This is a genomic window from Pigmentiphaga sp. NML030171 (genome assembly GCF_002188635.1).
Classification (GTDB): Bacteria; Pseudomonadota; Gammaproteobacteria; order Burkholderiales; family Burkholderiaceae_B; genus Pigmentiphaga; species Pigmentiphaga daeguensis.
This window is the reverse complement of sequence record NZ_NINX01000043.1, coordinates 24723-46669: the sequence shown is the minus strand read 5'-3', so window position 1 is coordinate 46669 and position 21947 is coordinate 24723. Positions and strand designations below refer to the sequence as shown.

The following is a 21947-nucleotide window of genomic DNA, read 5'->3' as shown; positions in this document are numbered from 1 at the left end:
ATTTCATTATTGGCCGTCGGCATCATGGTCGTCATCTTTCGTTCGTGATCGCCATGCCCGTCATCAAAGCTTTCGTTTCCAGTCCCTTGCTGGCCGGCGCGCCGCTCGATCCGCTGGGCAGCGCCACCGAGCGCGCCTGCGTGGACTTGTTGGGCGCGCAGGCCGCCCAGGTGCAACTGGTGGTGGTGGCGGCGCACGCCGTCCCGCGCGGCTGCCCCGTCTACCTGGAGGTCCAGTTCCGCCGCAACGAACGCCGCGACGCCCAGGTCGTCGCGCGTTTCATGGCGGCCATGGAGGACGCCCTGGGCGCCTGCTTCGGCGCCGTGCCCCGCATACGCTGCTTTTCCGAGGACCAGGATTTTCTCCATGCCCGCAACTGAACCGGCCCCGGACGAGATCTGCCTGCGCGCGATCGAAAGCTTCCACGTGGGGGGCGAGGTGCGCACGCTGCGCGGCCTGCCCACCGAGGCCAGGCGCCTGGCGCAGGGGGCCGAGCCCAGGCCGGTCGATCCCAACGGCGACCATGTCGTCGGCCAGATGTACGTGCAGGCCTACCGGCTGGCGCGGCCACGGCACGCGCTGCCCGTGCTGTTCTGGCACGGCGGTGGCATGACGGGCGCCAACTGGGAGACGACTCCCGACGGGCGTCCGGGCTGGCTGTGGCGCTTCCTGGGCGCGGGATACGACGTCTATGTGTCCGACGCCGTGGAGCGCGGCCGCGCTTCCTGGGCGCGCTTTCCCGAGTTGTATGCCGGTGCGCCGCTGTTCCGCACCATGGACGAGGCCTGGGACATGTTCCGGATGGGGCCGGCCCACGGCTACCGCACGGATCCGGCCGCCCGCCTGGCCCACGCCGCGCAGCAGTTCCCGGTCGGCGCCTTCGATCAGTTCGCGCGTCAATGGGTGCCGCGCTGGGCCGGCCACGAGGCCGTCACCAGCGCCGCCTACCGCGCGCTGCTGGATCGGGTGGGGCCTTGCATCGTCGTCGGGCACAGCCAGGGCGGCGGGTTTGCACTGCTGGCGGCCCAGGAGCGGCCCGAGTCCGTGCGCGCCGTGGTTGCGCTCGAACCTTCCGGTGCGCCTGCCGCCCCGCCGGCGGCGATCCCGCCGCACCTGATCGTGTGGGGCGACCATATCGGCGACCACCCTGTCTGGCGCCGATATCGCGCCACGGTGGACGCGTACGCCGCCGTGCTGGCGCGCAGTGGCGCGGCGGTCGAGTCCCTGGACCTGCCCGCAGAAGGCGTGCGCGGCAATTCCCATTTCCTGATGATGGACCGCAACAGCGGTCTCATCGCCGACCGGGTGCTGCGCTGGCTGGACGCGCTCGACCCGCGGCACCCTTGAACCATAAACCGGAGACAACATGACCAAGAGCATCCGCATGGGCGCGTACGCCCTGGCTTCCCTGGCCGCGCTCGGCGCGGCGGGCGCCATGGCGGCCGATTCCTATCCCCATCGTCCCGTGACCGTGCTGGTGCCGTTCGGACCCGGCAGCGGCGTGGACACGACCGCCCGCATCGTCGGCGAGGCGCTGTCGCGCGAACTGGGCCAGCCGCTGGTGATCGAGAACCGCGCCGGCGCGCAGGGCGCCATCGCGGCCCAGGCGGCGGCGCGGGCCGCTGCCGACGGGTACACCCTGTTCTTCACCACGCAGACCACCCAGGCGGCCAATCCCGCCCTGATGAAGACGCCGGGCTACGACCCCGTCAAGGACTTCGCGCCGGTGGGGCGCGTGGCCTACACGCCGGCCTTGCTGGTCGCCAATCCCGCGCTGCCGGTCAGGACCCTGGCCGATCTGGTCAAGCTGGCCAAGGCACAGCCCGGCAAGCTGTCCTATGCCTCGGGCAGTGCCGGCACCCTGGTGCCGGGCGCGATGCTCACGACCGCCGCTGGCATCCAGATGCTGCACGTGCCCTACAAGAGCATTCCGCTGGGATTGAACGACGTCATGGCCGGCCACGTCTCGGTCATGTTCACCGACATCGTGACGGGCACCCAGCAGGTCAAGGCCGGCAAGGTCCGCGCGCTGGGCATCAGTTCCGCCAGGCCGTGGCCGCTGCTGCCCGAGGTGCCGCCCATCGCCGAGCAGTATCCCGGATTCGAGCTGCTGGCCTGGTATGCGCTGTATGCGCCGGCGGGTACCCCCGCGCCGGTGATCGAGCGGCTCAGCCGTGCGCTGGAGAAGACCACGCGCGATCCGGCCGTGCGCGAACGCCTGGTCGGCCTGGGGCTGGAGATGTCCTACAGCACGCCCGCGGAACTGGCGGCTTTCGGCCGCTCCGAACTGGACAAATGGAGCCGGGTCATCCAGGCCGCGGGCATCGAGAAGGAGTAGGGCCTGCCCGCGGGGAAAGGGGGCGCAGGGGGTGTCCCGGACCCTGCGCCGAGAGGCTAAAATGCCGGCATGTCCCAGTCGCCTACCCCCCCATTCGTCCACCTGCGCGTCCACTCCGAGTTCTCGGTGTCGGACGGCATCGTCCGCATCCCCGACCTGGTCAAGAAAGTCGCCGCGCTGGAACAGCCGGCCATCGCGCTGACCGATCTTTCCAACCTGTTCGGGTTGATCAAGTTCTACAAGGCGGCGCGGGGCAAGGGCATCAAGGCCATCGCCGGCTGCGACGTCTGGGTGTCCAACGACGCCGACCGCGACAAGCCCTACCGGATGCTGCTGCTGGTGCGCGATCGCGCCGGCTACCTGAACCTGTGCGAACTGCTGACGCAGGCCTTCCTGACCAACCAGCATCGCGGCCGCGGCGAGATCCGGCCCGAATGGCTCGAGACCTACGGCGCGGGGCTCATCGCCCTGTCCGGCGGACGCCAGGGCGACGTGGGCCAGGCGCTGGAGGCCGGCAACCACGACGCGGCGCTGGCGTTCGCGCGGCACTGGCTGAAGGTGTTTCCGGGCGGCTACTACATCGAGCTGCAGCGCGCCGGCCGCGAAGGCGACGAGACCTACGTGCAGGCCGCGATGCGGCTGGCGGCCGAATGCGGCGCGCCGGTGGTCGCCACGCACCCGGTACAGTTCCTCGAACGCGACGACTTCCGCGCCCACGAGGCCCGCGTCTGCATCGCCGAAGGCGAGATCCTGGCCAATCCGCGCCGCCAACGGCTCTACACGGAAGAGCAGTACCTGCTGTCCTCGCAGGAAATGGCCGAACGCTTCGCTGACGTGCCCTCGGCGCTGGCCAATACGGTGGCGATCGCCACGCGCTGCAACCTGACGCTGGAACTGGGCAATCCCAAGCTGCCCAATTTCCCCACGCCCGAGGGCGTGACGCTGGCCGAATACCTGGTGCAACTGTCCAAGGAGGGCCTGGCGCGCCGCATGGCGCAGCTCTTCCCGGACGAGAAGGAACGCGCCGCGCACCAGGAGGAATACGACCAGCGGCTGGACAAGGAATGCCAGACCATCATCGACATGGGCTTTCCTGGCTACTTCCTGATCGTTCAGGACTTCATCAACTGGGGCAAGAACAATGGCGTGCCGGTGGGGCCGGGCCGGGGATCGGGCGCAGGCTCGCTGGTCGCGTTCAGCCTGGGCATCACCGATATCGATCCGATCCGCTACGACTTGCTGTTCGAGCGCTTCCTGAACCCGGAGCGGGTCTCCATGCCCGACTTCGATATCGATTTCTGCCAGGACAACCGCGACAAGGTCATCGAGTACGTCAAGCAGAAATACGGGCGCGACGCGGTCAGCCAGATCGCCACCTTCGGTACGCTGGGCGCCAAGGCGGTCATCCGCGACGCGGGGCGGGTGCTGGACCTGCCTTACCTGTTCTGCGACGGCCTGTCCAAGATCATCCCGCACTCGCCGGCCGACCCCTGGAGCCTGGAGCGGGCGCTGAACGAAGAGCCCGCCTTCAAGGAGCGCTACGACAACGACGAGGAAGCGCACGCGCTGATCGACCTGGCCCAGCCGCTCGAGGGACTGACGCGGAACATCGGCATGCACGCCGGCGGCGTGCTGATCGCCCCGGGCAAGCTGACCGATTTCTGCCCGCTGTACTGCCAGCCTGGCCAAAGCCACATCGCGGTGTCGCAGTTCGACAAGGACGACGTGGAAGCCGTGGGCCTGGTGAAGTTCGACTTCCTGGGCCTGCGCAACCTGACCATTCTCGACTGGGCCGTGCGCTACGTGCGCGAGTTCAACGAGGGCATGCGCGACTTCGACGTCATGGCGCTGCCGCTGGACGACCTCGATTCCTACAAGCTGCTGAGCGACGGCAACACCACCGCCGTGTTCCAGCTGGAATCGCGCGGCATGAAGGAACTGCTCAAGAAGCTGCGCCCCAGCAACTTCGAAGACATCATCGCCGTGCTGGCCCTGTACCGGCCGGGCCCGCTGGGCTCGGGCATGGTGGACGATTTCGTCAACCGCAAGCACGGCCGCGCCAAGGCCGAATACTTCCACCCGGACCTGGAACCGGTCCTCAAGAGCACGTACGGGGTCATCGTCTACCAGGAACAGGTGATGCTGATCTCGCAGATCATCGGCGGCTACACGCTGGGCGGCGCCGACATGCTGCGCCGGGCCATGGGCAAGAAGAAGCCCGAGGAAATGGCCAAGCACCGCGAGATCTTCCAGTCGGGCGCGGAAAAGAAGGGCTATGACCCCGAGATCGCGGTCACGCTGTTCAACCTGATGGAGAAGTTCGCGGAATACGGCTTCAACAAGTCGCATACCGCGGCCTACGCGCTGATCGCCTACCAGACGGCCTGGCTCAAGGCCCACCATCCGGCCGAGTTCATGGCCGCCACCATGTTGTCCGACATGGACGACACCGACAAGGTCCAGATATTCTGGGCCGACACGGTGGCCAACAAGGTCAAGGTGCTGCCCCCCGACATCAACCTGTCCAATTACCGCTTCGAGCCGGTGCTGGACGAATATTCGGCGCGCGGGCAGCCGCCGCGCACCATCCGCTACGGGCTGGGGGCGGTCAAGGGCACCGGGCAGAGCGCGGTCGAGGAAATCCTGCGCGCGCGGGCCGAGAAGGGGCCGTTCACCGACCTGTTCGATTTCTGCCGGCGCATCGATCGCCACGTGGTGAACCGCCGCGCCATCGAGGCCCTGATCAAGGCCGGCGCCTTCGACACGCTGTCGCCCAACCGCGCCGCGGTCCTGGCGACCCTGGGTACGGCGATGGACGCCGCGGAACAGGCCGCCCGCGCGGCCAGTCAGGTGTCGCTGTTCGGCGGCGACGACCACGCCGACCTGGCGGGCGAGCTGGCCGATGTCGAGCCCTGGGACGAGCGCGAGCGCCTCGGCCAGGAAAAGACCGCGCTGGGTTTCTACTTCAGCGGCCACCTGTTCGACGCCTATCGCACCGAAGTCCGCCGGTTCGTGCGCACCCCCCTGTCCAACCTGCAGCCCAGCCGCGACCTGCAATGGATGGCGGGCATCCTGTCGGCCGTGCGCACGCAGATGACACGGCGCGGGAAGATGGTGTTCGCCGTGCTTGACGATGGCACGGCGCAGGTCGAGATCTCGGTGTTCAACGAGCTGTACGAGCGGCACCGCAGCCGGCTGCGCGAAGACCAGTTGCTGATCGTCTCCGGCAAGGTCAGCAACGACGAGTACTCCGGCGGCATGCGTATCGTGGCCGACGAACTGTTCGACCTGCAGATGGCGCGCGAGGCCAAGGCCCGCGCGCTGTCCATCCGCCTGAACGGCAACGCGCACGCGGACTCCCTGCGTGAAGTCCTCAACCCGCATCGCGCCGACCCCGAGAACGGCTTCCCGGGTACGCCGGTCGAGATCGTCTACAACCGCGGCGATGCCAAGTGCGTGGTGCGCCTGAGCGAGGACTGGCGGGTACGGGTGCCCGACGTGCTGATCCAGCAACTGGGCAAGCTGACGGGGCAGCCGGCCGACGTCGGGCTGGAGTACTAGGGCCTAGGCGGCCGGCTCGTGCCGGCCGGCGCGTATCACGATGGCCATCAGCGCCGCGATCATCAGGGTGTAGAACGCGGCGACCATCGACATCGCGAACATGACCTCGGTCATGCCGAATACCAGGAAGCCGATCGCCAGCAGCAGGCCCATGGTGCCGGCGATTCTTTCATCGCGGCCGCCACGGCGCGTGGCCCGCGCGAAGAAGAAGGCGGGCACCAGCCAGGCCGCCGCGATCGCCAACCCGCCCAGGATGCCGAGCGTGGCCAGGTTGAACAGGAACTCGTTGTGCGAGTGCCGGAACTCGGCGGCGTGCTTGGTGATCAATCCCTGCCTGGCCGCCTCGCGCATCGTGCGGCGGTAGTCCTGCCGGCTCACGCCGACCAGCGGATGGGCCTCGAACACTTCCAGCGCCGCGGACCAGAGCTGCAGGCGGTTGCCCACCGATGAGTCGAGGGCCTGGCCCTTGCGATACTCCTGTATCTCCGTATAGGCCTCGTCCACGCGCTGGTTGACGAGGTCGCTGGCGTGGTACACGGCCAGCACCGCACAGGCAAGCGCCGCCATGGCCAGGAGCTTGCGCCAGACGCTGCCCGACATCAGGAAGAAGAACACCAGCGCGAAGGCCCCCAGCGCCAGCCAGCCGCCGCGCGTGCCGGAGGCATAGGCGACGTACAGGCCCGCCGCGCCGCCCAGCAGCTTCAGCGCGATGCCGATCCGGCCCCGCACCGTGGCGCGATCGGACCAGCCCAGGGTCAGCAGCGAGAACAGGCCCAGCAGGAGCGTGATGTTGCTGAACGGCAGCAGGTTGGAGAACAGGATCTGTGCGGGGCGGCCCTCGGGCGACAGGCCGATCTGGTAGTGGAGGATGCCGGCACCGATCAATGCGCCGGCCACGCAGCCCCATTGGATCTGCCTGAGCCAGCGCGACGGCACGTTCAGCAGCAGCCACAGCAGCGGACCGAACAGGGCCATGCGCAGCGGGGTATCGAGCACGCTGGGGTCGTCGAACACGCGCGCATCGCGCAGGCCCACCACGACGGTGCTGACACAGGCGGCGAGAAACTGCGCAGCCAGCGCGGCCCAGACCGGCCAGTACCGGCGGACGACGGGAACGAAACGATCCCGGGGCGCCAGGCGGCCCCGCCACGCGGTGCCGACCAGGGCGAAGAGCAGGAGCAGGAACAGCAATTGGTTGGCGCTTCCCCGCATCCACAGCGCGAGGGCGGGTACCAGGGAAACGGCCAATGCGGAAAGAAACAGCAGCGGGACAGGGAGCCCGCCGTGCTGGGGCATGGAACGGCTCATGAAACCTCGGAAGGAGAGCGCAGGAATGCGGACAGGTCCAGGAGGGCCTCGACATGGGCGCGGGTGTCGGGGGCGTAGGAGAGATGGCTCAGCGGGCTTGCCAGGCGGGCACGGCCTTCCCGTGCCCGCGATTCTGCCCGCCTGACGGCATCCGCGAGCGACGCCGGCGCATCGACGTCGAAGGCCAGGCAAGCTTCCTCGGACAGCGCCTCGGTGCTGCCTATGCCGCGGGGCAGCACGGTGGGCGTGCCGCACAGCACCGATTCCGGCCCGACCAGGCCGAAGGGTTCGTAGCGCGAGGCCAGGATGGTGTAGTCGGCCGCCCGATAGCAGTCGGCGATGTCCTGGCGGTAGCCGACGTAGCGGATCTTCGGGGAACGCGGCTCCACCGGCCGGCCGGCCACCAGCAGCGAAACCGGCAGGTCGGTCGCGCCGAAGCAGGCTTCCAGCATCGGATAGCCCTTGCGTTCGTGGCCGGTGGAGGGAAACAGGAAGGCGGTGGTGCCTTCCGGAATGCCCAGTTCGCGGCGAAGCTCGGCCCGCCGCGCGGCGTCCACGGGGCTGAATGTGTCCACGTCCACCGGTGGGTACAGTACGCGTATCCGCGCCTGCGGCACGTCGTAGTAGCGGCGCAGTTCGTCGGCCATCATGCGCGAATGCGCCAGCACCAGGTGCGCCTGGGCGTAGTGTGCGCGTTCGAGCCGGATCTGCCAGCGGTCCCAGCGCGTGGGCCGCCGGTTCGCATGGGCCAGATGTCCCAGGTGCGTGCCGCCGCAGATGGCCACGTCGGAGACGGCCGTGCGGCTGCAGCCGATCAGCAGGTCAACGCCATGGGCGGCCTTCAGCGTTCGCAGGCGCCAGGAGAAATAGTGATCGCGCAGTTTGCCCGGCAGGGCCCGGACCGCGATACGCACCGGTTCGATGAACGCGTATTCCGGGATGTCCGTATCGAAGCTGCGGGCGAAGACGACCGGGCGGATGCCGAGCTGGCGCAGGCCCTTGACTAGGTCCATGGCGTAGCGCTCCATGCCCCCGCCGTAGCCGAAACGATGGCAGGCGATCGCCAGCTTCATGCGCCGGCTCCCTGCCCGGCCGGCACGGCGGCGTCCACCAGGGACTGCGCCGCGGCGACCACGGTGGCGGTCGCGAGCCCGTCCAGGCAGTCGCTGTGGCTGCCGCGATGCCGGTCGCACCCTTCGCGCTGACAGGGCACGCAATCGCGGACCAGTTCCTGCAGCATGAGCACGTTGCCGCGTATCTGCCGCGGCGCGGCCTTGGACCACGGCTGATCCAGTCCTGCGGCGGGGCTCGGACCCCATTGCCGCGGGTCGGTGGGACCGAACAGTGCCAGCGTGGGCGTGCCACAGGCCGCCGCCAGGTGCGTGGTGGCGGTGTCGGGGCCGGCGTAGACCGTGGCATGGCGCAGCAGGTCGGCCAGTTCGGCCAGGCTCAGCCGGCCCTGGACCCGGACGATGGCCTGCCGGACGTTTTCGTCCAGGCCCTCCAGCAGGCTGTCGAGATACTGCGACTCGGTTTCGCCGGGCCCTCCGCTCAGGACCAGTTGCAGGCCGCGCGCGTGCAGGCTGGCGAACAGGCCGCGCCAGCCCTCGGCGTGCCACTGCTTGTAGCGCCAGCGCGGAGAGGGGTGGATGACCGCATAGGGCCGGCGTGCATCGAAGGGGGGCGCTTCGGGCGCCAGGGCGGCCAGCCGGGCGCCCCAGGCGTCGCGCAGGACGTGGGCCGTGGGCGGCACGAGCGTGCGCGCGGGCGCAAGGTCCAGCAGGGCGGCCACCCTTTCGTTCTCGTGCACGCGGTGCATGTGCTCGTCGATGACCAGCGGATGGCGCAGCGACAGCCGCTTCCACCAGGCATGGCCGGCCTCGGGCGGCACCAGTCCGACGCGTACCCGCGCCGATGTCAGGCCGAACAGATGGGGCTTGTCGCCGGGCTGCGGGACCAGCGCGAGATCGTAGCGGCGCCAGAGCCGGCGGACCATGGCGCGGACTTCGCCCTTGGCCGGGCGTTCGGCAATGGTGAAGACCTGGTGGACGTCCGGGTTGTTCTCCAGCATGCCCTCGGTTCCGCGGAACACCAGCATGTCGACCTGGCAGTCCGGGTAGCGTGCGCGCAGCGCATGGGGCAGCGGGGTGGTGAGCAGGACGTCGCCGAGATAGCGCAGGGCGATGACCAGCACTCGTCGGGGGGCGCGGGCGGGCATGGGGCTCATGTCGAAGAAGAGGACACCAGGCGCCGTATCGCGTCGAGCACGTCGGGCAGGGCGGGCCATTGGCCTTCGGCGCCCAGGCAGATCGCTTCGGGCGACCAGGGGCCGGTGCGTTCCCGGCGCGTGACGCCGAACAGGGTGATCTGGCGCGCGCCGGCCGCCGCGGCGACGTGGGAGGTGCCCGAGTCGTTGCAGACGACCGCCGCGGCGCTGGCGGTCAGGGCGGCGAAGGCGCCCAGCCCCAGGGGCGGCAGCACGGTCGCCGCCGGGGCAGCCTGGCGGGTGGCGTCTGTTTCGTGGGGCGGAGGGCAGACCACGCATGCCACCCCCTGGGCGGCTAGCGCCCGGGACAGATCGGCGAACAAGGGCCACGCCTTGGGCCGCCCGTGGTGCAGGCCGGTCGCGACCGGGGCCAGCAGAACGAAGGGGCGGCCGATGCCGGCATCGGCCAGCACGCGATCGGCCGTGTCCCGGTGCGCGGGCGTCAAGGGCAGCTCCAGCCGCGGGCCGGGGGCGGCCGGCAGGTCGATGCCCGGATGCCAGCGCCGCAGCGTCTCGCGCGCCAGGTGGTGGAAGATTTCCACTTCATGGAGCCCCCGTGGCTTGGGCAGGGCCCAGCGCAGGAACAGCGCCCGTCCGTCGCCGCGATAGCCGGCCGCGCGGATGCCGGCCAGCCGGAACAGCGCGGCGCTGGAAAGCGAGTTGGGAAAGACCACGCCGCGGAGCTTGCCGCCCGCGCGCGCCGCCTGCCGGGTGGCGGCCAGGTTGGGCCCGAACGCCTTGCCCAGCGGGACGAACCCCGCGGGAGACAGCCCTTCGAGCAGTTCGCGCGCCCAGGGGCGTCCGTGCAGGACCAGGGGATGCCCGGCATGCCGGATCATTTCCAGCGCGGGCAGGCACATGCAGGCGTCGCCCACCCAGTTGGGCAGCCGGACGTGTACGGGATCGGCTTCAGGCATCGAGGACGTCAACAAGGCAGGTCGGGCGTGGCGGCTGCGCGTACAATCGGAAGCTTTCTATTGTAAGCGGCGGGCCTGCCGTAGCGCGAATCGCGCGCCACCCGCGGCCGGGCCCACCACGAGCACCTTGTGAACTCCCAACCCGTCAAATCCGAACTGTGGCGCCGCGTCTATAGCCGTGTCCTGAAATACTGGAAGGCGCTGGCCCTCGGCATGTTGTTCCTGGTCGGCGTGGCCGCTTCCCAGCCGCTGCTGGCCATACTGATGAAGCCGCTGCTCGACGGCGGCTTCAACGGCCAGAATCCGGACTATGTATGGAAGATCCCGCTGGCCATCGTCGGCATCTTCCTGGTGCGCGGCGCGTTCAATTTCCTGAGCGACTATCTCATGGCCTGGTCCGCCAACCACGTGCTGGCGGACCTGCGGCGCGAGATGTTCGACCGCCTGTTGCGCCTGCCCGACGGCTATTTCAAGCGCATGGGGTCGTCGGTCCTGCTGAACCGCTTCGTGGTCGACGCCACCAACGTCATGCAGCTGGCCACCGAGGTCATCACGGTGCTGGTGCGCGAGACCCTGATCGTGATCTCGCTGGCCTGCGTGCTGTTCTACCTGTCGTGGAAGCTGACCCTGATCGCGCTGGTGGCCTTTCCGCTGTCCACCTTCATCATGCGCGCCATCGCGCGCCGCATCCGCCGCATCAACCGCGAGACCATCACCATGAACGGCGAGCTGACCCGGGTGGTGAGCGAGGCCATCGATGGCCAGCGGGTCATCAAGCTGTTCAGCGGCTATGCCCACGAGGAAGAGCGCTTCCTGCACATCAACGGCCGGCTGCGGCGCTTCGCGATGCGCAACACGGTGGCCGGCGCGGCCTCGGCGCCCATCACCCAGGCCATCGCCGCCGTGGCGCTGGCGGTCGTGGTGTCGACCGCGCTCGGGCAGTCGGGCGCCAACCAGATCACCGTGGGCGGCTTCGCCGCTTTCGTGACCGCCATGCTGCAGATGCTCGATCCGCTCAAGCGGCTGGCCAATGTCGCCAGCCCCATGCAGCGCATGCTGGTGTCCGCGGAAAGCGTGTTCGCGCTGGTGGACGAGGAACCCGAACGCGATGACGGCGTGCGTCAGCTGCCCAGGCCGGCGCGCGGGCATATCGAGTTCGAGCGGGTGTCCCATCGCTTTCCCGACGCCGGCCGCGACACGCTGGAGCAGATCTCGTTCACGGTGGAGCCGGGCCAGACGGTGGCTTTCATCGGGCGGTCCGGCAGCGGCAAGACCACGCTGGTCTCCATGCTGCCCCGCTTCGCGCTGCCCACGGCGGGATCGATCCGGGTGGACGGCATTCCCATCGACGAATTGACGCTGACCAGCCTGCGCGACGCGATCTCGCTCGTGAGCCAGGATGTGGTGCTGTTCGACGACACCATCGCCGCCAATGTGAGCTACGGCGCGAATACCGAGCCGTCGGAAGCGGCCATCCGCCAGGCGCTGGCCGATGCGAACCTGCTTGAATTCGTCGATTCGCTGCCGCGGGGCATGCACAGCCAGGTGGGCGAGAACGCCGCCCGGCTGTCGGGCGGCCAGCGGCAGCGCCTGGCCATCGCGCGGGCGCTGATCAAGGACGCGCCCATCCTGATCCTGGACGAGGCCACCTCGGCCCTGGACAACGAATCCGAGCGCCAGGTCCAGGCGTCGCTGGAGCGCCTGATGGCGGGGCGCACGACGCTGGTCATCGCCCACAGGCTGACCACGGTGCAGAACGCCGACCGCATCATCGTGCTGGACCAGGGGCGCATCGTCGAACAGGGTTCCCATGCGGACCTGCTGGCTGCGGAGGGCCTGTACGCGACGCTCTACAAGATGCAGTTCAGCGAAGCAGCGTGATCCCGGGCAGGCCTGCGGCCTGCACCGTTTCCTGGCCCCGCAGGCGCGCGAAGGCCCGGGCGACCCGGCCAGGCGTCAGCACGTACTTCCACAGCTTTTCCTTGAGCCGGCCGGTGGGTATGCCGGCGCTGCCGATCAGCACCTGTCCCGGCCCCCAGTCGGGTCGCCAGGTCCTGGCGCCTCCCTGGCGCATGAACAGCGACAGGGTCGGGACATGGAGGTTGGAGGCCAGATGGCCGATGCCCGAGTCGTTGCCGATGAACCAGCCCGATTCGAATACCCAGGCGGCGACGTTGTCCAGGCCGCCGAGATCCGGCAGCCCCAGCCCTTGCGCGCGCAGCAGGGGTTCCCATTGCGGGCGTTCCGCGGGGCCGACGATGAATTGCGGATCGAATCCCTCGTCGCGCAGACGGCTGGCCAGGGCGATGAAACGCGCGGGCAGCCAGCACTTGTCCGGCGTGCTGGCGGCGGGGTGGATGACCACGCGCGAGGCATGCAGTCGATGGGCGAGGCCGGCGGGAGGCTGGAGGCCGTTGTGTTTTTCCGCGTCCACCAGCCCCAGGCCGTTCCGGCAGAACTCGGTCAGCCGGGTGGCCATGGACTTGGGCGAGCGCATGCGGCACAAGTCTTCCAGGACCATGGCGCGGGGGTGAAGTCCGGTGAAGTCCGGGAGCGGCCTGTGGTCGTGCAGCTGGATGACGGTGCCGAAGGCTTCCAGCGCGAGGCCGGCGCCGTCGGGCGACAGCCCGGGCTGGATGTCGATGCCGGGAAACCAGCGCCGCAGTGCATGAACATGGGGACCGAAGACGGTGACCGCCGATCCGGACCGGCGCAGGTTGTGGGCCACCGTCATCGACAGCAGCGAATCGCCGATGGCGGGAGAGGTGACCAGGGCGACTTTCGCCAGGGAGTCCTTGTTGGGCGGCACGATGTCTGGGCTAGGATGAAACCGTGGGCCGGGCGGCCCACGGGGTCCTATTGTATGCAACCCATGGCGATGCCACGGGGGCCAGCATCACTTCATCTGGCATTCGCCCGCATACGAGTCCTTGCTGTGCTCGTAGATCACCCCCTTGGTCACGAACGCCGGCTTGCCGTTGGCGTCCTTGGCCACGTCGACCCGGTAGAACGGCGCGATCGGGAACTGGTTGGTGTTGAACGCGAAGGAGCCGCGCACGGAATCGAACTTGGCTTCCCGCAGCGCCGCGCGGAACGCGGCCTTGTCGGACACATTGCCCTTGGTCTTGGCCAGGGCCGAGGCGATCAGGCTGGCGGCGTCGTAGGATTGCGCCGCATACATCGAGGGTTCGCGGTTGTACTTCTTGCGGAAGGCCTCGGCGAATTTCTTGTTGGCCGGATTGTCGAGGTCGGGCGAATACGGAGCGGCCGTGACCGCGCCCAGCGCGGCGTCCTGCAGGGCGGGCAGGGTGGAGCCGTCGATGGTCGAGGTCGACAGCATGCGGACCTTGTCGAACATGCCGGCCTGCCGGTACTGCTTGACGAAGTTCACGCCCATGCTGCCCGGATAGAAGGTGTAGATGGCCTCGGGCTTGCTGGAGGCCAGGGCGGAGATCTCGACCGAGTAGTCGGGCTGGTTGACCTGGGTGAAGGTCTCGCCCACCACCTGGCCCTTGAAGGTTCGCTTGAACCCTTCCATGGCGTCCTTGCCGGCCTGGTAGTTGGCGGCCAGCAACTGGATCTTCTTGATGCCCATCTTGTTGGCGAGCTCGCCGCCGGCCTCGTGCAACTGATCGTTGTTCCACGAGGTGGAGAAGAAGTAGGGCGAGCAGCCCTTGCCCGTGATCGGGGTGGGGCCGGCGTTCGAGCCGACCAGGAAGACCTCCGCGCTGGTGATGGGACGGTGGACCGCCATCATGACGTTCGAGTAGATCAGGCCGGTGATGAGGGGGACCTTCTCGCGCTCGAGCAACTGGCGCACGACCTGCAGGCCGACCTCGGGCTTCATCTGGTCGTCTTCCTTCAGGACCTGGACGTCGACCCCGCCCAGCTTGCCCTGGCCCTGTTCCACGGCCAGCATGAAGCCGTCGTACTGGTCCTGCCCCAGCACCGAACCCGGACCGGACAGCGTGGAGACGAAGCCGATCTTGACGGCGGCGAAGGAGGGGGCGGCGAAGGCCGCTTGCAGTATCGATGCGATGGCTATCAGTTTGGCGGTTTTCATGCGGACTCCTGGCTTGCCTGCGGGGTGGATGAGGCCGGATGCCCGGCCCCCGGGATACTGCGGTCGGCGGCGCGACGCCGGTGCCGGACGGTTATTTCAGCTTGCATTCCCCATGGTAGGGGTCCTGGTGGTCCGGGAACACGGTTTCCCGCGTGGCCAGCGTCACGCCGCCCGCGGGGTCGCGCACCACTTCGAATGCGTAGTAGTTCGATACGGGGAAGTGATTATTGTTAAATTTGAAGTTGCCCCGCACTGAGGGGAAATTCGCCTTGACCATTGCCTGTTCGAAGGCTTTCTTGTCGTCCAGGCGGCCGCCGGTGGCCTTGAGCGCGGCATTCAGGGCCTGCGCGGAGTCGTAGCCATAGGCCGCGTAGTGCGAGGGGATGCGCCCGTATTTCTTGCGGAACTGCTCGACGAAGCTGCGGTTGGCCGCATTGGGCAGGTCGGGCGACCATGGCCCGCCCGACATCACGCCCAGCGCCAGGTCCTGCAGCGCCGGCAGGGTCGTGCCGTCCACCGTGGAACCCGACAGCAGCGGTACCTTGCCCAGCAGGCCGGCCTGGTGGTATTGCTTGACGAAATTCACGCCCATGCCGCCGGGATAGAAGATGAACACGGCGTCGGGGCTGGCGGTGCGCAGCTGGGTGATTTCCACCGAGTAGTCGGGCTGGTTGACCTGGGTGTAGGTCTCGCTCAGGACTTCGCCCTTGAAGTAGCGCTTGAAGCCCGTCAGCGCCTCGCGGCCGGCCTGGTAGTTCGGCGCCATCAGGGCGACGCGCTTGTAGCCTTTCTGCTGGGCGTACTTGCCCATGGCCTCGTGCTGCTGGTCGTTCTGCCAGGACGTGGAGAAATACAGCGGCGAGCACATCGAACCGGCGATCTGGCTGGGGCCGGCGTTGTTCACCAGCAGGAAGGTGCCGCTGTTGATGACGTCGCGATAGACCGCCATCAGCACGTTCGAGAAGCTCAGGCCGGTGATGAGCTGCACGCGGTCGCGCTCGATCAGCTTCTTGGCGGCCTGGCGGCCCACCTCGGGCTTGAGCTGGTCGTCTTCCTGGATGATCTTGACTGCCTGCCCGCCCAGTTTGCCGCCGGCGGCTTCCACGCCCAGCATGAAACCGTCGTACTGGTCTTGGCCCAGCGTGCCGCCGGGTCCGGACATCGTGGCCAGGAAGCCGATCTTGATGTCGGCGTGCGCGGCGGCGGTGACGCCGAACGCGAGGCAAAGGCTGGCCACCAGGGCCGGGACCGGGCGCTGCAAAGTCATGGGCGGTTCCTTGGACTTACGTTTTAAGTTTAAAGTAATTTTTGGAATTCGAAACGAAATTCGTGTTCGTCTTCCGGTGCCGCGCGGCGGATGTGGCCGGCGGTGGGGGCGGGGAAGTGGGCTGGCAGGACCAGCGTGCCGTCGCGGGCGCAGGCTTCCAGCAGCGATTGCCGGGTGCGGCGGGCGTGGTCGGGGTCGGCGCAGAAGCGCGTGCTCCACTGGGGGTAGCAGCACTGCAGCGGGTGGTGGAAGGCATCGCCGGTCAGCAGGACGCGCTGGTGCTCGCCCTGGATCTCGACGGCCACGTGGCCGGGCGTGTGCCCGGGCGCGGGAACGAGGCGGATGGCTTCGTCGATGCGGTGGTCCATGTCGACCAGGTCGGCCAGGCCGGCTTCGAACACGGGCAGGACCGAGTCGCCCACGTAGTCGCCGGTGCGCACGAGCCCCGAGTGGCCCTCGTGCTCCTTCCAATAGGCCCATTCCTCGTGGGTGAAGAGATAGCGCGCGTTGGGGAAGGTGGGCACCCATGCGCCGCCGACCAGCCGCGTGTGCCAGCCGACGTGGTCGACGTGCAGGTGGGTGGAGACGACGATGTCGATGTCCTCGGGGCGCACGCCGGTCGCTTGCAGGCGATCCAGCCAGCCCCAGTGCTGCCGGTCGAAGTCGGGGCGTACCCGCGCCTTGCAGTCGCCCACGCAGGTGTCCACCAGGATCAGGCGGCCGCGGCTTTTCAGCAGGAAGGACTGGATGGAGATGACCAGCCGGTCGGAGGCCGGGTCGTAGAACCGCGGGGCCAGCCAGTCCAGGTTGGCCTGGATGGCCTCGGGGGTCGAATCGGGGAAGATTTCCGCGGGGCGCAGCAGCGGGCCCTCGGCCTCGACGATGCGGGTGAGTTCGACCCCGCCGAAGTCGAACCGTGCCGTCATGCGGTGCCCGGAACGTGCTTGCCGGGATGCACCGTGCCGCACGAGGGGCAGCGGCGCTTGTCCTCGCTGGCGTAGAAGGCCTCGAACAGCGGCGGCAGGTCGGTCACGATGCTCTTGAGCTGGACTTCGACGCGGTGCACCAGGTGTCCGCAATGCAGGCAGTACCACTCGAAGCCGTCCACCAGGCCTTCGGGGCGCTGGCGTTCGATGACGAGACAGGCACTGCCGGTCTCGGGGCGCTGGGGAGAGTGGCGCAGGTGCGGAGGCAAGAGGAAGATGTCGCCTTCCTTCAGGTCCACGCGCTCTTCCTTGCCTTCCACCCAGAGTTTCAGGTAGGCATTGCCGCGGATCTGGTAGAAGAATTCTTCCAGCGGGTCGTCATGGTAGTCGGTGCGGTGGTTGGGGCCGCCGACCACGGTGACGATGAAATCGGAGTCCTGCCAGATCTGCTGGTTGCCGACCGGGGGCTTGAGCAGGTGGGCGTTGTCGTCTATCCATTTCTGGAAATTGAGCGGAAGACCGTATTTGTACATGGTGCTCTCGTCCTGTCTTCGGTGAGCGCGCCATGGCCGAGCCCGGCGACATCGGCCGGGGCCGTCGATGGCGGCTGGCTTGTGGGTGCTGCGCGGCTTGCGCGAGCCAGAGAATTCCGATCCTGACCGGCAGTCTATGTGAGATGCGAGGCGGGGCGAAATAGAAAGTACCGACGGGGGTATGCGGAATGGCTATGGCGAGCCGGCCCGCCATGGCGATGGACGAGGCGCCAGGCGGTTCAGGCCACGGCCGAGGGGTAAGGGCTGGTCTCCGAACACGCGATCATTTCCTGGGCGAGCCGGTGCAGCAATCCGGTCCGGATGTCGGCGTAGGCCGGGTCGTTCCAGCAATTGCGCATTTCGTGCGGGTCGCGGCCGCGGTCGTAGAGTTCGGCCCAGCCCACGCCTTCGTACACGCTCAGCCGGTAGGGCGGCGAGATCAGCGTGCGCATGCGTATCCGGTCGGGAAAGCCGCAATAGGTGCGCTGGCCTTCTTCCTCGATCAGCAGCGCGTCGCGCCAGTCCGGCCGCTCGCCTTGAAGCAGCGGCAGCAGGGACCGGCCCTGCATGCCGTGGTAGGCGGGGACGCCGGCGCGGGCGAGTATCGTCGGTGCCAGGTCCACGGTGCTGGCGAGTTCGGTCCGCGTGGCCGTGCCGGATCCGGCCGGGTCGCACCAGAGGAGCGGCACCCGGATCAGGCCTTCATAGTGCAGGGGGCCCTTGAGCAGGAGCTGGTGGTCGCCCATGTAGTCGCCATGGTCGGCGGTCAGGACGACCACGGTATCGCGCTCCAGCCCATGGGCCCGGAGCGCGCCGAGAATGCGGCCGATGGCGTCGTCGATGAAGGAGATCGAGCCGTAGTTGAGCGCGATCGCCTCTCGCGCCTCGCGCTCGGTGCAGCCGAACATCACCTGGGTGTGCTTGACCGCGGCGCCTTCGTCGCGCCGGGCGAGCAGCCAGGCCAGGTGGGGCGGAGGCGCGTCGTGCGGCGCGAAGGAGGCAGGCAGGGGCATGTCGTCCGGGTCGTACATGGACCAGTAGCGCCCCGGCGGCGTGAACGGGTGGTGCGGGTCGGGAAAGGAGCATTTCAGGAAGAACGGGCGGCCTGCGCGGGCGAACTCGCCCAGGCGCTCCTCGGCCCGCCGGGCGATATAGGCGGTCGAGTACAGGTCTTCCGGGACCCGTGTGCGCCAGGCCTGGCCGCAGTCCGCCAGGGCGTAGCCGGGCGCCGGCTCGGCATGTTCCGGGCCGATCAGCGCGTCGATGTCGGAGCGTTGTTCGCGGGCCCAGCGGCGATAGTGGCCCCATATGTCGTCGCCGTGCTCGATGGTCAGGTCGACGTGGTCGAAACCGTAGAAGGGCAGGGCCGTGTCCTGGGCCGGGTCGTCGCGCCAGGACGGCATCCATTCCTGGTCATAGCGTCCGTCGCCGGGCTCGAATGCCTCGCGTTCGAATCGCGCTTCGGGGGGCGGATAGAACGCCGGGCGGCCGGTCATGTTCTGCAGGTGCGACTTGCCTATCATCGCGGTGGCGTAGCCGGCGCGTCGCAGCGCGTCGACGAAGGTCGCGGCGCGCATGTCGAGCGGGATCCCGTTGTGGCGGACGCCATGGGTCAGGGGCATGCGCCCGGTCATCAGGCTGGCCCGGTTGGGCATGCAGATGGGAGAAGCGACGTAGCAGGCGTCCCACCGCGTTCCGCCGCGCGCCAGCGTGTCGATGTGCGGGGTGCGGACGACCGTGTTGCCGTAGGCGCCCAGGTGGTCGGCGCGCAACTGGTCGGCGATCAGGAAGACGAAATTGGGTTGCATGGATTTCCCTTCAGGACAGGCCGTAGCGGGCGGGGGAAAGGACGTGGCGCGGATCGAACAGATCCTTGATGCCGGCCTGGAGAGCGCGTACCTCGGGCGACAACTGGCCGAAATGCAGGGCCTGGTAGTCGATGGGCGAGCGTCCCACGGAGTAGCCGGCCTCGGCGAACGAGCGGGCCAGCTCCAGGTAGGCGTCGTCCGCTCGTTGACGTTCCTCGGGGTTCTCGCGGTTGAAGACGATCTGGTGCAGGCCGCGGGCGAAGCGCGCCGCGCATACCCACATCGAGATGTACTCCAGGCCGTGGCGGGCCAGGATGGCGCGGGCCAGGTCCTGCAGGCGCAGGGCTTGTTCGCCGACGAGCGGCGTGCCGGGCGTGAAGGTGGTCAGCCCGCCTCCCGGACGCCATTTGCACTGCCTGAGTTCCTGCGAAGACGGGATGCCGTAGAACACCGATTTCGCCGTCGACAGGCCGGGTAGCGCGTCCGCCTCCTCGTCGCTGATGTAGCGTGCCCGGCCGGATTTGCAGAAATGCCTGCGTATCCTGTCGACGACGGGGTCGAGCGCCTGGGCCGAGGCGCCGTAGACCGCGCCGGAGGCAACCCAGGCGCCCAGCCCGTGCCGTGCCTGGAGCTCGCGGCGCGCGCTGTCCGACAGCGCGGTCCTGCCCTGGGTCCGGGCATATTCCGGATGGGTTTCGTGTTCGGCGATCAGCCACAGGTCATTGGCGACCCGGAACAGGCTGGGGACGAGATTGGTCAGTTTCAGCGGCCGCACCAGGTCCAGGATGTCGCCCAGGTCGGCGTCGTCGGGAAAGCTGAAGTGGAAAGTCTTCATGGCGGGAGGGCGCATCTGCAGCCAGATGCCCGCCCGCGTCACGATGCCGAAGTTCGATTGCACGAACAGGCCGTCCAGCGCGGGGCCGAACGAATATTTGGAGACATGCCACATCCGGCTGCTGTCCATGCCGCCGTCGCCGGTGCGGATGACCTCGCCGTTGCCCAGCACGATCTCCATGCCGCAAATGGCGCCGAAATGATCGAAGGACGGGGTGTAGCCCGCGCCGCGGTCCATGGCGTTGCCGAGTACGGAGCCCTGGGGCGGGCCCGAGGTGCAATCGCTCATCAGGTGATTGCCCCGCCGCACGAGTTCGTCATGGAGCGCCTGGTAGGACACGCCCGGCTCGATCTCGGCATAGCAGAGCGTGTCGTTGACCTCCAGGATGCGATTCATGCGGCGTCCGAGATCGACGACGACCTGGCCCGCCTGCATGGCCGAGCGGGTACCCAGGCCGATGTTGTTGCCCGAGCTGATGGGGTGGAGGGCGACGCCGTGGCGGTTGGCGGCCTTGACGATGGCCTGGACCTCGGCCGTCGAGGAAGGATAGAGCACCGCGGCGGGCGGACGGTTGCCGCCGGGCAGGGTGTTCTCTCCGTAGCGATACAGCGTGTCGGGTGCCGTGTTCACCCAGTCGGGGCCCAGCAGGTCGTGCATCGCGGAAAGGAAATCGGTCAGGGAGTCGGTCATCGTCGGATTCCGTCTGGGTCGAAACGGGTAGGGGGCGTCGTGGCGACGGTCACCACAGCGTGTCTTCGTCGGCCGTCGCCATGTTGGCCTCGGTCGCCTCGGGGGCGGCCGCGGGCGGGATGGCACCAAGGGTTTCCAGGGAGGCTGGGACGGGACCCCCGGTGGCCCAGTCCAGCAGTTCCACGGTGTGGAGCAGCGGCAAAGAGGCATGCCGCTGCAACTGCTCGAGGCAGCCCAGGTTGCCGGCGCAGGCCACGTGCGCGCCCGTGCTGGCGATATGGCCGGCCTTGCGGCGGCCCAGTTCGGCGGCGGTGTCCGGTTGCAGCATGTTGTAGGTGCCGGCCGAGCCGCAGCAGAAATGGCGCTCCGGAATGTCGAGCACCTCGAATCCGGCCTGTCGGAGCAATTGGCGCGGCGGCTGGACCACCTTCTGCCCATGCTGCAGCGAGCATGCGTCGTGATAAGCGACCCGCAAGCCGGTGCGGCGCACCGGAGGATTCAGGCCCAGGTCCAGCAGGACCTCGGTGATGTCCCGGACTCGCCCTCCGATGGCGGCGGCCTCATCGGCCTGCGGCTCGCCGGCCATCAGGTGCGCGTAATCCTTCATGGTCGTGCCGCAGCCCGAGGCGTTGACGATGATTGCGTCCAGGTCGAATTCGCGCTGGAGGCGGCCCAGTGTGGACAGGGTCTGGGCGGCCGCGCGGCGGGCGGGCCCGGTCTTGCCCATGTGCAAGGTCAGGGCGCCGCAGCATGACATGGCGGGAACCACGACGTCGCAGCCATGCCGGCGCAGCAGGCGGATGCTCGCTTCGTTCAGGTGAGGCGCCAGGGCCTGTTGCGCGCAACCGGGAATGAGCGCCACCCGCCGCCGCGCCTGCCCTTCGGCGGGCAGCAACCGACCCGTGGGGATGGCTGGCGCCGCGGCGCGGCGGGCTGGGGCAAGCTCGACCATGCCCCGCAGCCGTCCGGGCAGCAGCGGTGCGATGGGTCCGGCAAGGCGGGCGGCCCGGAGCGCGAGCCGCATGAGGGCGGGGCGCGGAATGACCGCCGCCACCAGGCCGCGCATGAGCCGGTCGGCCAGGGGGCGGCGGTAGTGTTCCTCGATGTGGCTGCGCGCGGTGTCCACCAGGTGCGCGTAGTCCACGCTGGCTGCGCAGGTGGACATGCACGACAGGCAGGACAGGCATCCGTCGATGTGCCTGACGGTGGCGGGCCGGGGCGGCTGGTCCGATTCGAGCATCTCCTTGATCAGGTCGATGCGGCCTCGGGGGGATTCGTTCTCGTCCCGCGTCAGGACGTAAGTCGGACAGACGGAGACACAGAAACCGTAGTGCACGCAGTCCTGGAGGATGCGGTCCGCCTCGGCGATCCCGGGGTCTTCCAACTGGCGAATCGTGAACGCGGTTTTCATGGTGGCAACGCCGAGGGTATTGGT

At 68.5% G+C, this 21947-nt stretch carries 17 protein-coding genes; 5 read left to right on the top strand and 12 right to left on the bottom strand.

Annotation, left to right across the window (positions count from 1 at the left end):
* Window positions 1-53 precede the first annotated feature (53 nt).
* The 4 genes from CDO46_RS28115 to dnaE all read left to right on the top strand — a co-directional run bounded on the left by CDO46_RS28115 (window position 54) and on the right by dnaE (window position 5899).
* Complete coding sequence (locus CDO46_RS28115; protein WP_140416898.1) at window positions 54-380, top strand: hypothetical protein; 327 nt, start codon at window positions 54-56, stop codon at window positions 378-380.
* Complete coding sequence (locus tag CDO46_RS22215) at window positions 367-1347, top strand: alpha/beta fold hydrolase (RefSeq protein WP_087840773.1); 981 nt, start codon at window positions 367-369, stop codon at window positions 1345-1347. The genes CDO46_RS28115 and CDO46_RS22215 overlap by 14 nt, the downstream gene beginning before the upstream one ends.
* Window positions 1348-1366: 19 nt before the next feature.
* The gene (locus CDO46_RS22210; protein WP_087840772.1) at window positions 1367-2338 is read left to right on the top strand and encodes a tripartite tricarboxylate transporter substrate binding protein; all 972 of its coding nucleotides are present in this window, start codon (window positions 1367-1369) and stop codon (window positions 2336-2338) included.
* Between the two features lie 69 nt (window positions 2339-2407).
* The gene (dnaE, locus tag CDO46_RS22205) at window positions 2408-5899 is read left to right on the top strand and encodes a DNA polymerase III subunit alpha (RefSeq protein ID WP_087840771.1); all 3492 of its coding nucleotides are present in this window, start codon (window positions 2408-2410) and stop codon (window positions 5897-5899) included.
* 3 nt (window positions 5900-5902) lie between these two features.
* On the opposite strand, the gene CDO46_RS22200 is transcribed toward dnaE, so the two are convergent.
* Genes CDO46_RS22200 through CDO46_RS22185 form a run of 4 tightly spaced genes read right to left on the bottom strand, consistent with a single transcriptional unit; the run spans window position 5903 to window position 10390 of the window.
* On the bottom strand, window positions 5903-7207 hold the full coding sequence (locus tag CDO46_RS22200; RefSeq protein ID WP_087840770.1) for an O-antigen ligase: 1305 nt from the start codon (window positions 7205-7207) through the stop codon (window positions 5903-5905).
* Complete coding sequence (locus CDO46_RS22195; RefSeq protein ID WP_087840769.1) at window positions 7204-8280, bottom strand: glycosyltransferase family 4 protein; 1077 nt, start codon at window positions 8278-8280, stop codon at window positions 7204-7206. The genes CDO46_RS22200 and CDO46_RS22195 overlap by 4 nt, the downstream gene beginning before the upstream one ends.
* Window positions 8277-9425: a putative lipopolysaccharide heptosyltransferase III gene (gene rfaQ, locus CDO46_RS22190; protein ID WP_165404772.1), complete on the bottom strand. Its 1149-nt coding sequence runs from the start codon at window positions 9423-9425 to the stop codon at window positions 8277-8279. Before rfaQ ends, CDO46_RS22195 begins: the two co-directional genes overlap by 4 nt.
* A gap of 5 nt (window positions 9426-9430) precedes the next feature.
* The gene (locus CDO46_RS22185) at window positions 9431-10390 is read right to left on the bottom strand and encodes a glycosyltransferase family 9 protein (protein ID WP_087840767.1); all 960 of its coding nucleotides are present in this window, start codon (window positions 10388-10390) and stop codon (window positions 9431-9433) included.
* Between the two features lie 213 nt (window positions 10391-10603).
* Between CDO46_RS22185 and msbA the strand changes: the two genes are divergently transcribed.
* Window positions 10604-12271, top strand: a complete 1668-nt coding sequence (gene msbA / locus CDO46_RS22180; protein ID WP_242621632.1) for a lipid A export permease/ATP-binding protein MsbA — start codon at window positions 10604-10606, stop codon at window positions 12269-12271.
* Here the strand turns inward: msbA and CDO46_RS22175 are convergent.
* The 8 genes from CDO46_RS22175 to glcF form a co-directional block, all read right to left on the bottom strand.
* On the bottom strand, window positions 12255-13199 hold the full coding sequence (locus tag CDO46_RS22175) for a glycosyltransferase family 9 protein (protein WP_242621598.1): 945 nt from the start codon (window positions 13197-13199) through the stop codon (window positions 12255-12257). The two genes, msbA and CDO46_RS22175, sit on opposite strands and share 17 nt — an antisense overlap.
* Before the next feature lie 87 nt (window positions 13200-13286).
* Window positions 13287-14453: an ABC transporter substrate-binding protein gene (locus tag CDO46_RS22170; RefSeq protein ID WP_087782233.1), complete on the bottom strand. Its 1167-nt coding sequence runs from the start codon at window positions 14451-14453 to the stop codon at window positions 13287-13289.
* 91 nt (window positions 14454-14544) lie between these two features.
* Window positions 14545-15720, bottom strand: a complete 1176-nt coding sequence (locus CDO46_RS22165) for an ABC transporter substrate-binding protein (protein ID WP_087782232.1) — start codon at window positions 15718-15720, stop codon at window positions 14545-14547.
* Between the two features lie 29 nt (window positions 15721-15749).
* Entirely contained in the window at window positions 15750-16646 is an 897-nt protein-coding gene (locus CDO46_RS22160) for an MBL fold metallo-hydrolase (protein ID WP_087840765.1), read from the bottom strand.
* On the bottom strand, window positions 16643-17179 hold the full coding sequence (locus CDO46_RS22155) for a 3-hydroxyanthranilate 3,4-dioxygenase (protein ID WP_087840764.1): 537 nt from the start codon (window positions 17177-17179) through the stop codon (window positions 16643-16645). Before CDO46_RS22155 ends, CDO46_RS22160 begins: the two co-directional genes overlap by 4 nt.
* A gap of 239 nt (window positions 17180-17418) precedes the next feature.
* Window positions 17419-18987: a sulfatase gene (locus CDO46_RS22150; RefSeq protein ID WP_087840763.1), complete on the bottom strand. Its 1569-nt coding sequence runs from the start codon at window positions 18985-18987 to the stop codon at window positions 17419-17421.
* 10 nt (window positions 18988-18997) lie between these two features.
* Window positions 18998-20512: an FAD-binding oxidoreductase gene (locus CDO46_RS22145; protein WP_087840762.1), complete on the bottom strand. Its 1515-nt coding sequence runs from the start codon at window positions 20510-20512 to the stop codon at window positions 18998-19000.
* Between the two features lie 49 nt (window positions 20513-20561).
* Window positions 20562-21923, bottom strand: coding sequence for a glycolate oxidase subunit GlcF (glcF, locus tag CDO46_RS22140; RefSeq protein WP_087840861.1), 1362 nt, complete (start codon window positions 21921-21923; stop codon window positions 20562-20564).
* Between the last annotated feature and the right edge of the window lie 24 nt (window positions 21924-21947).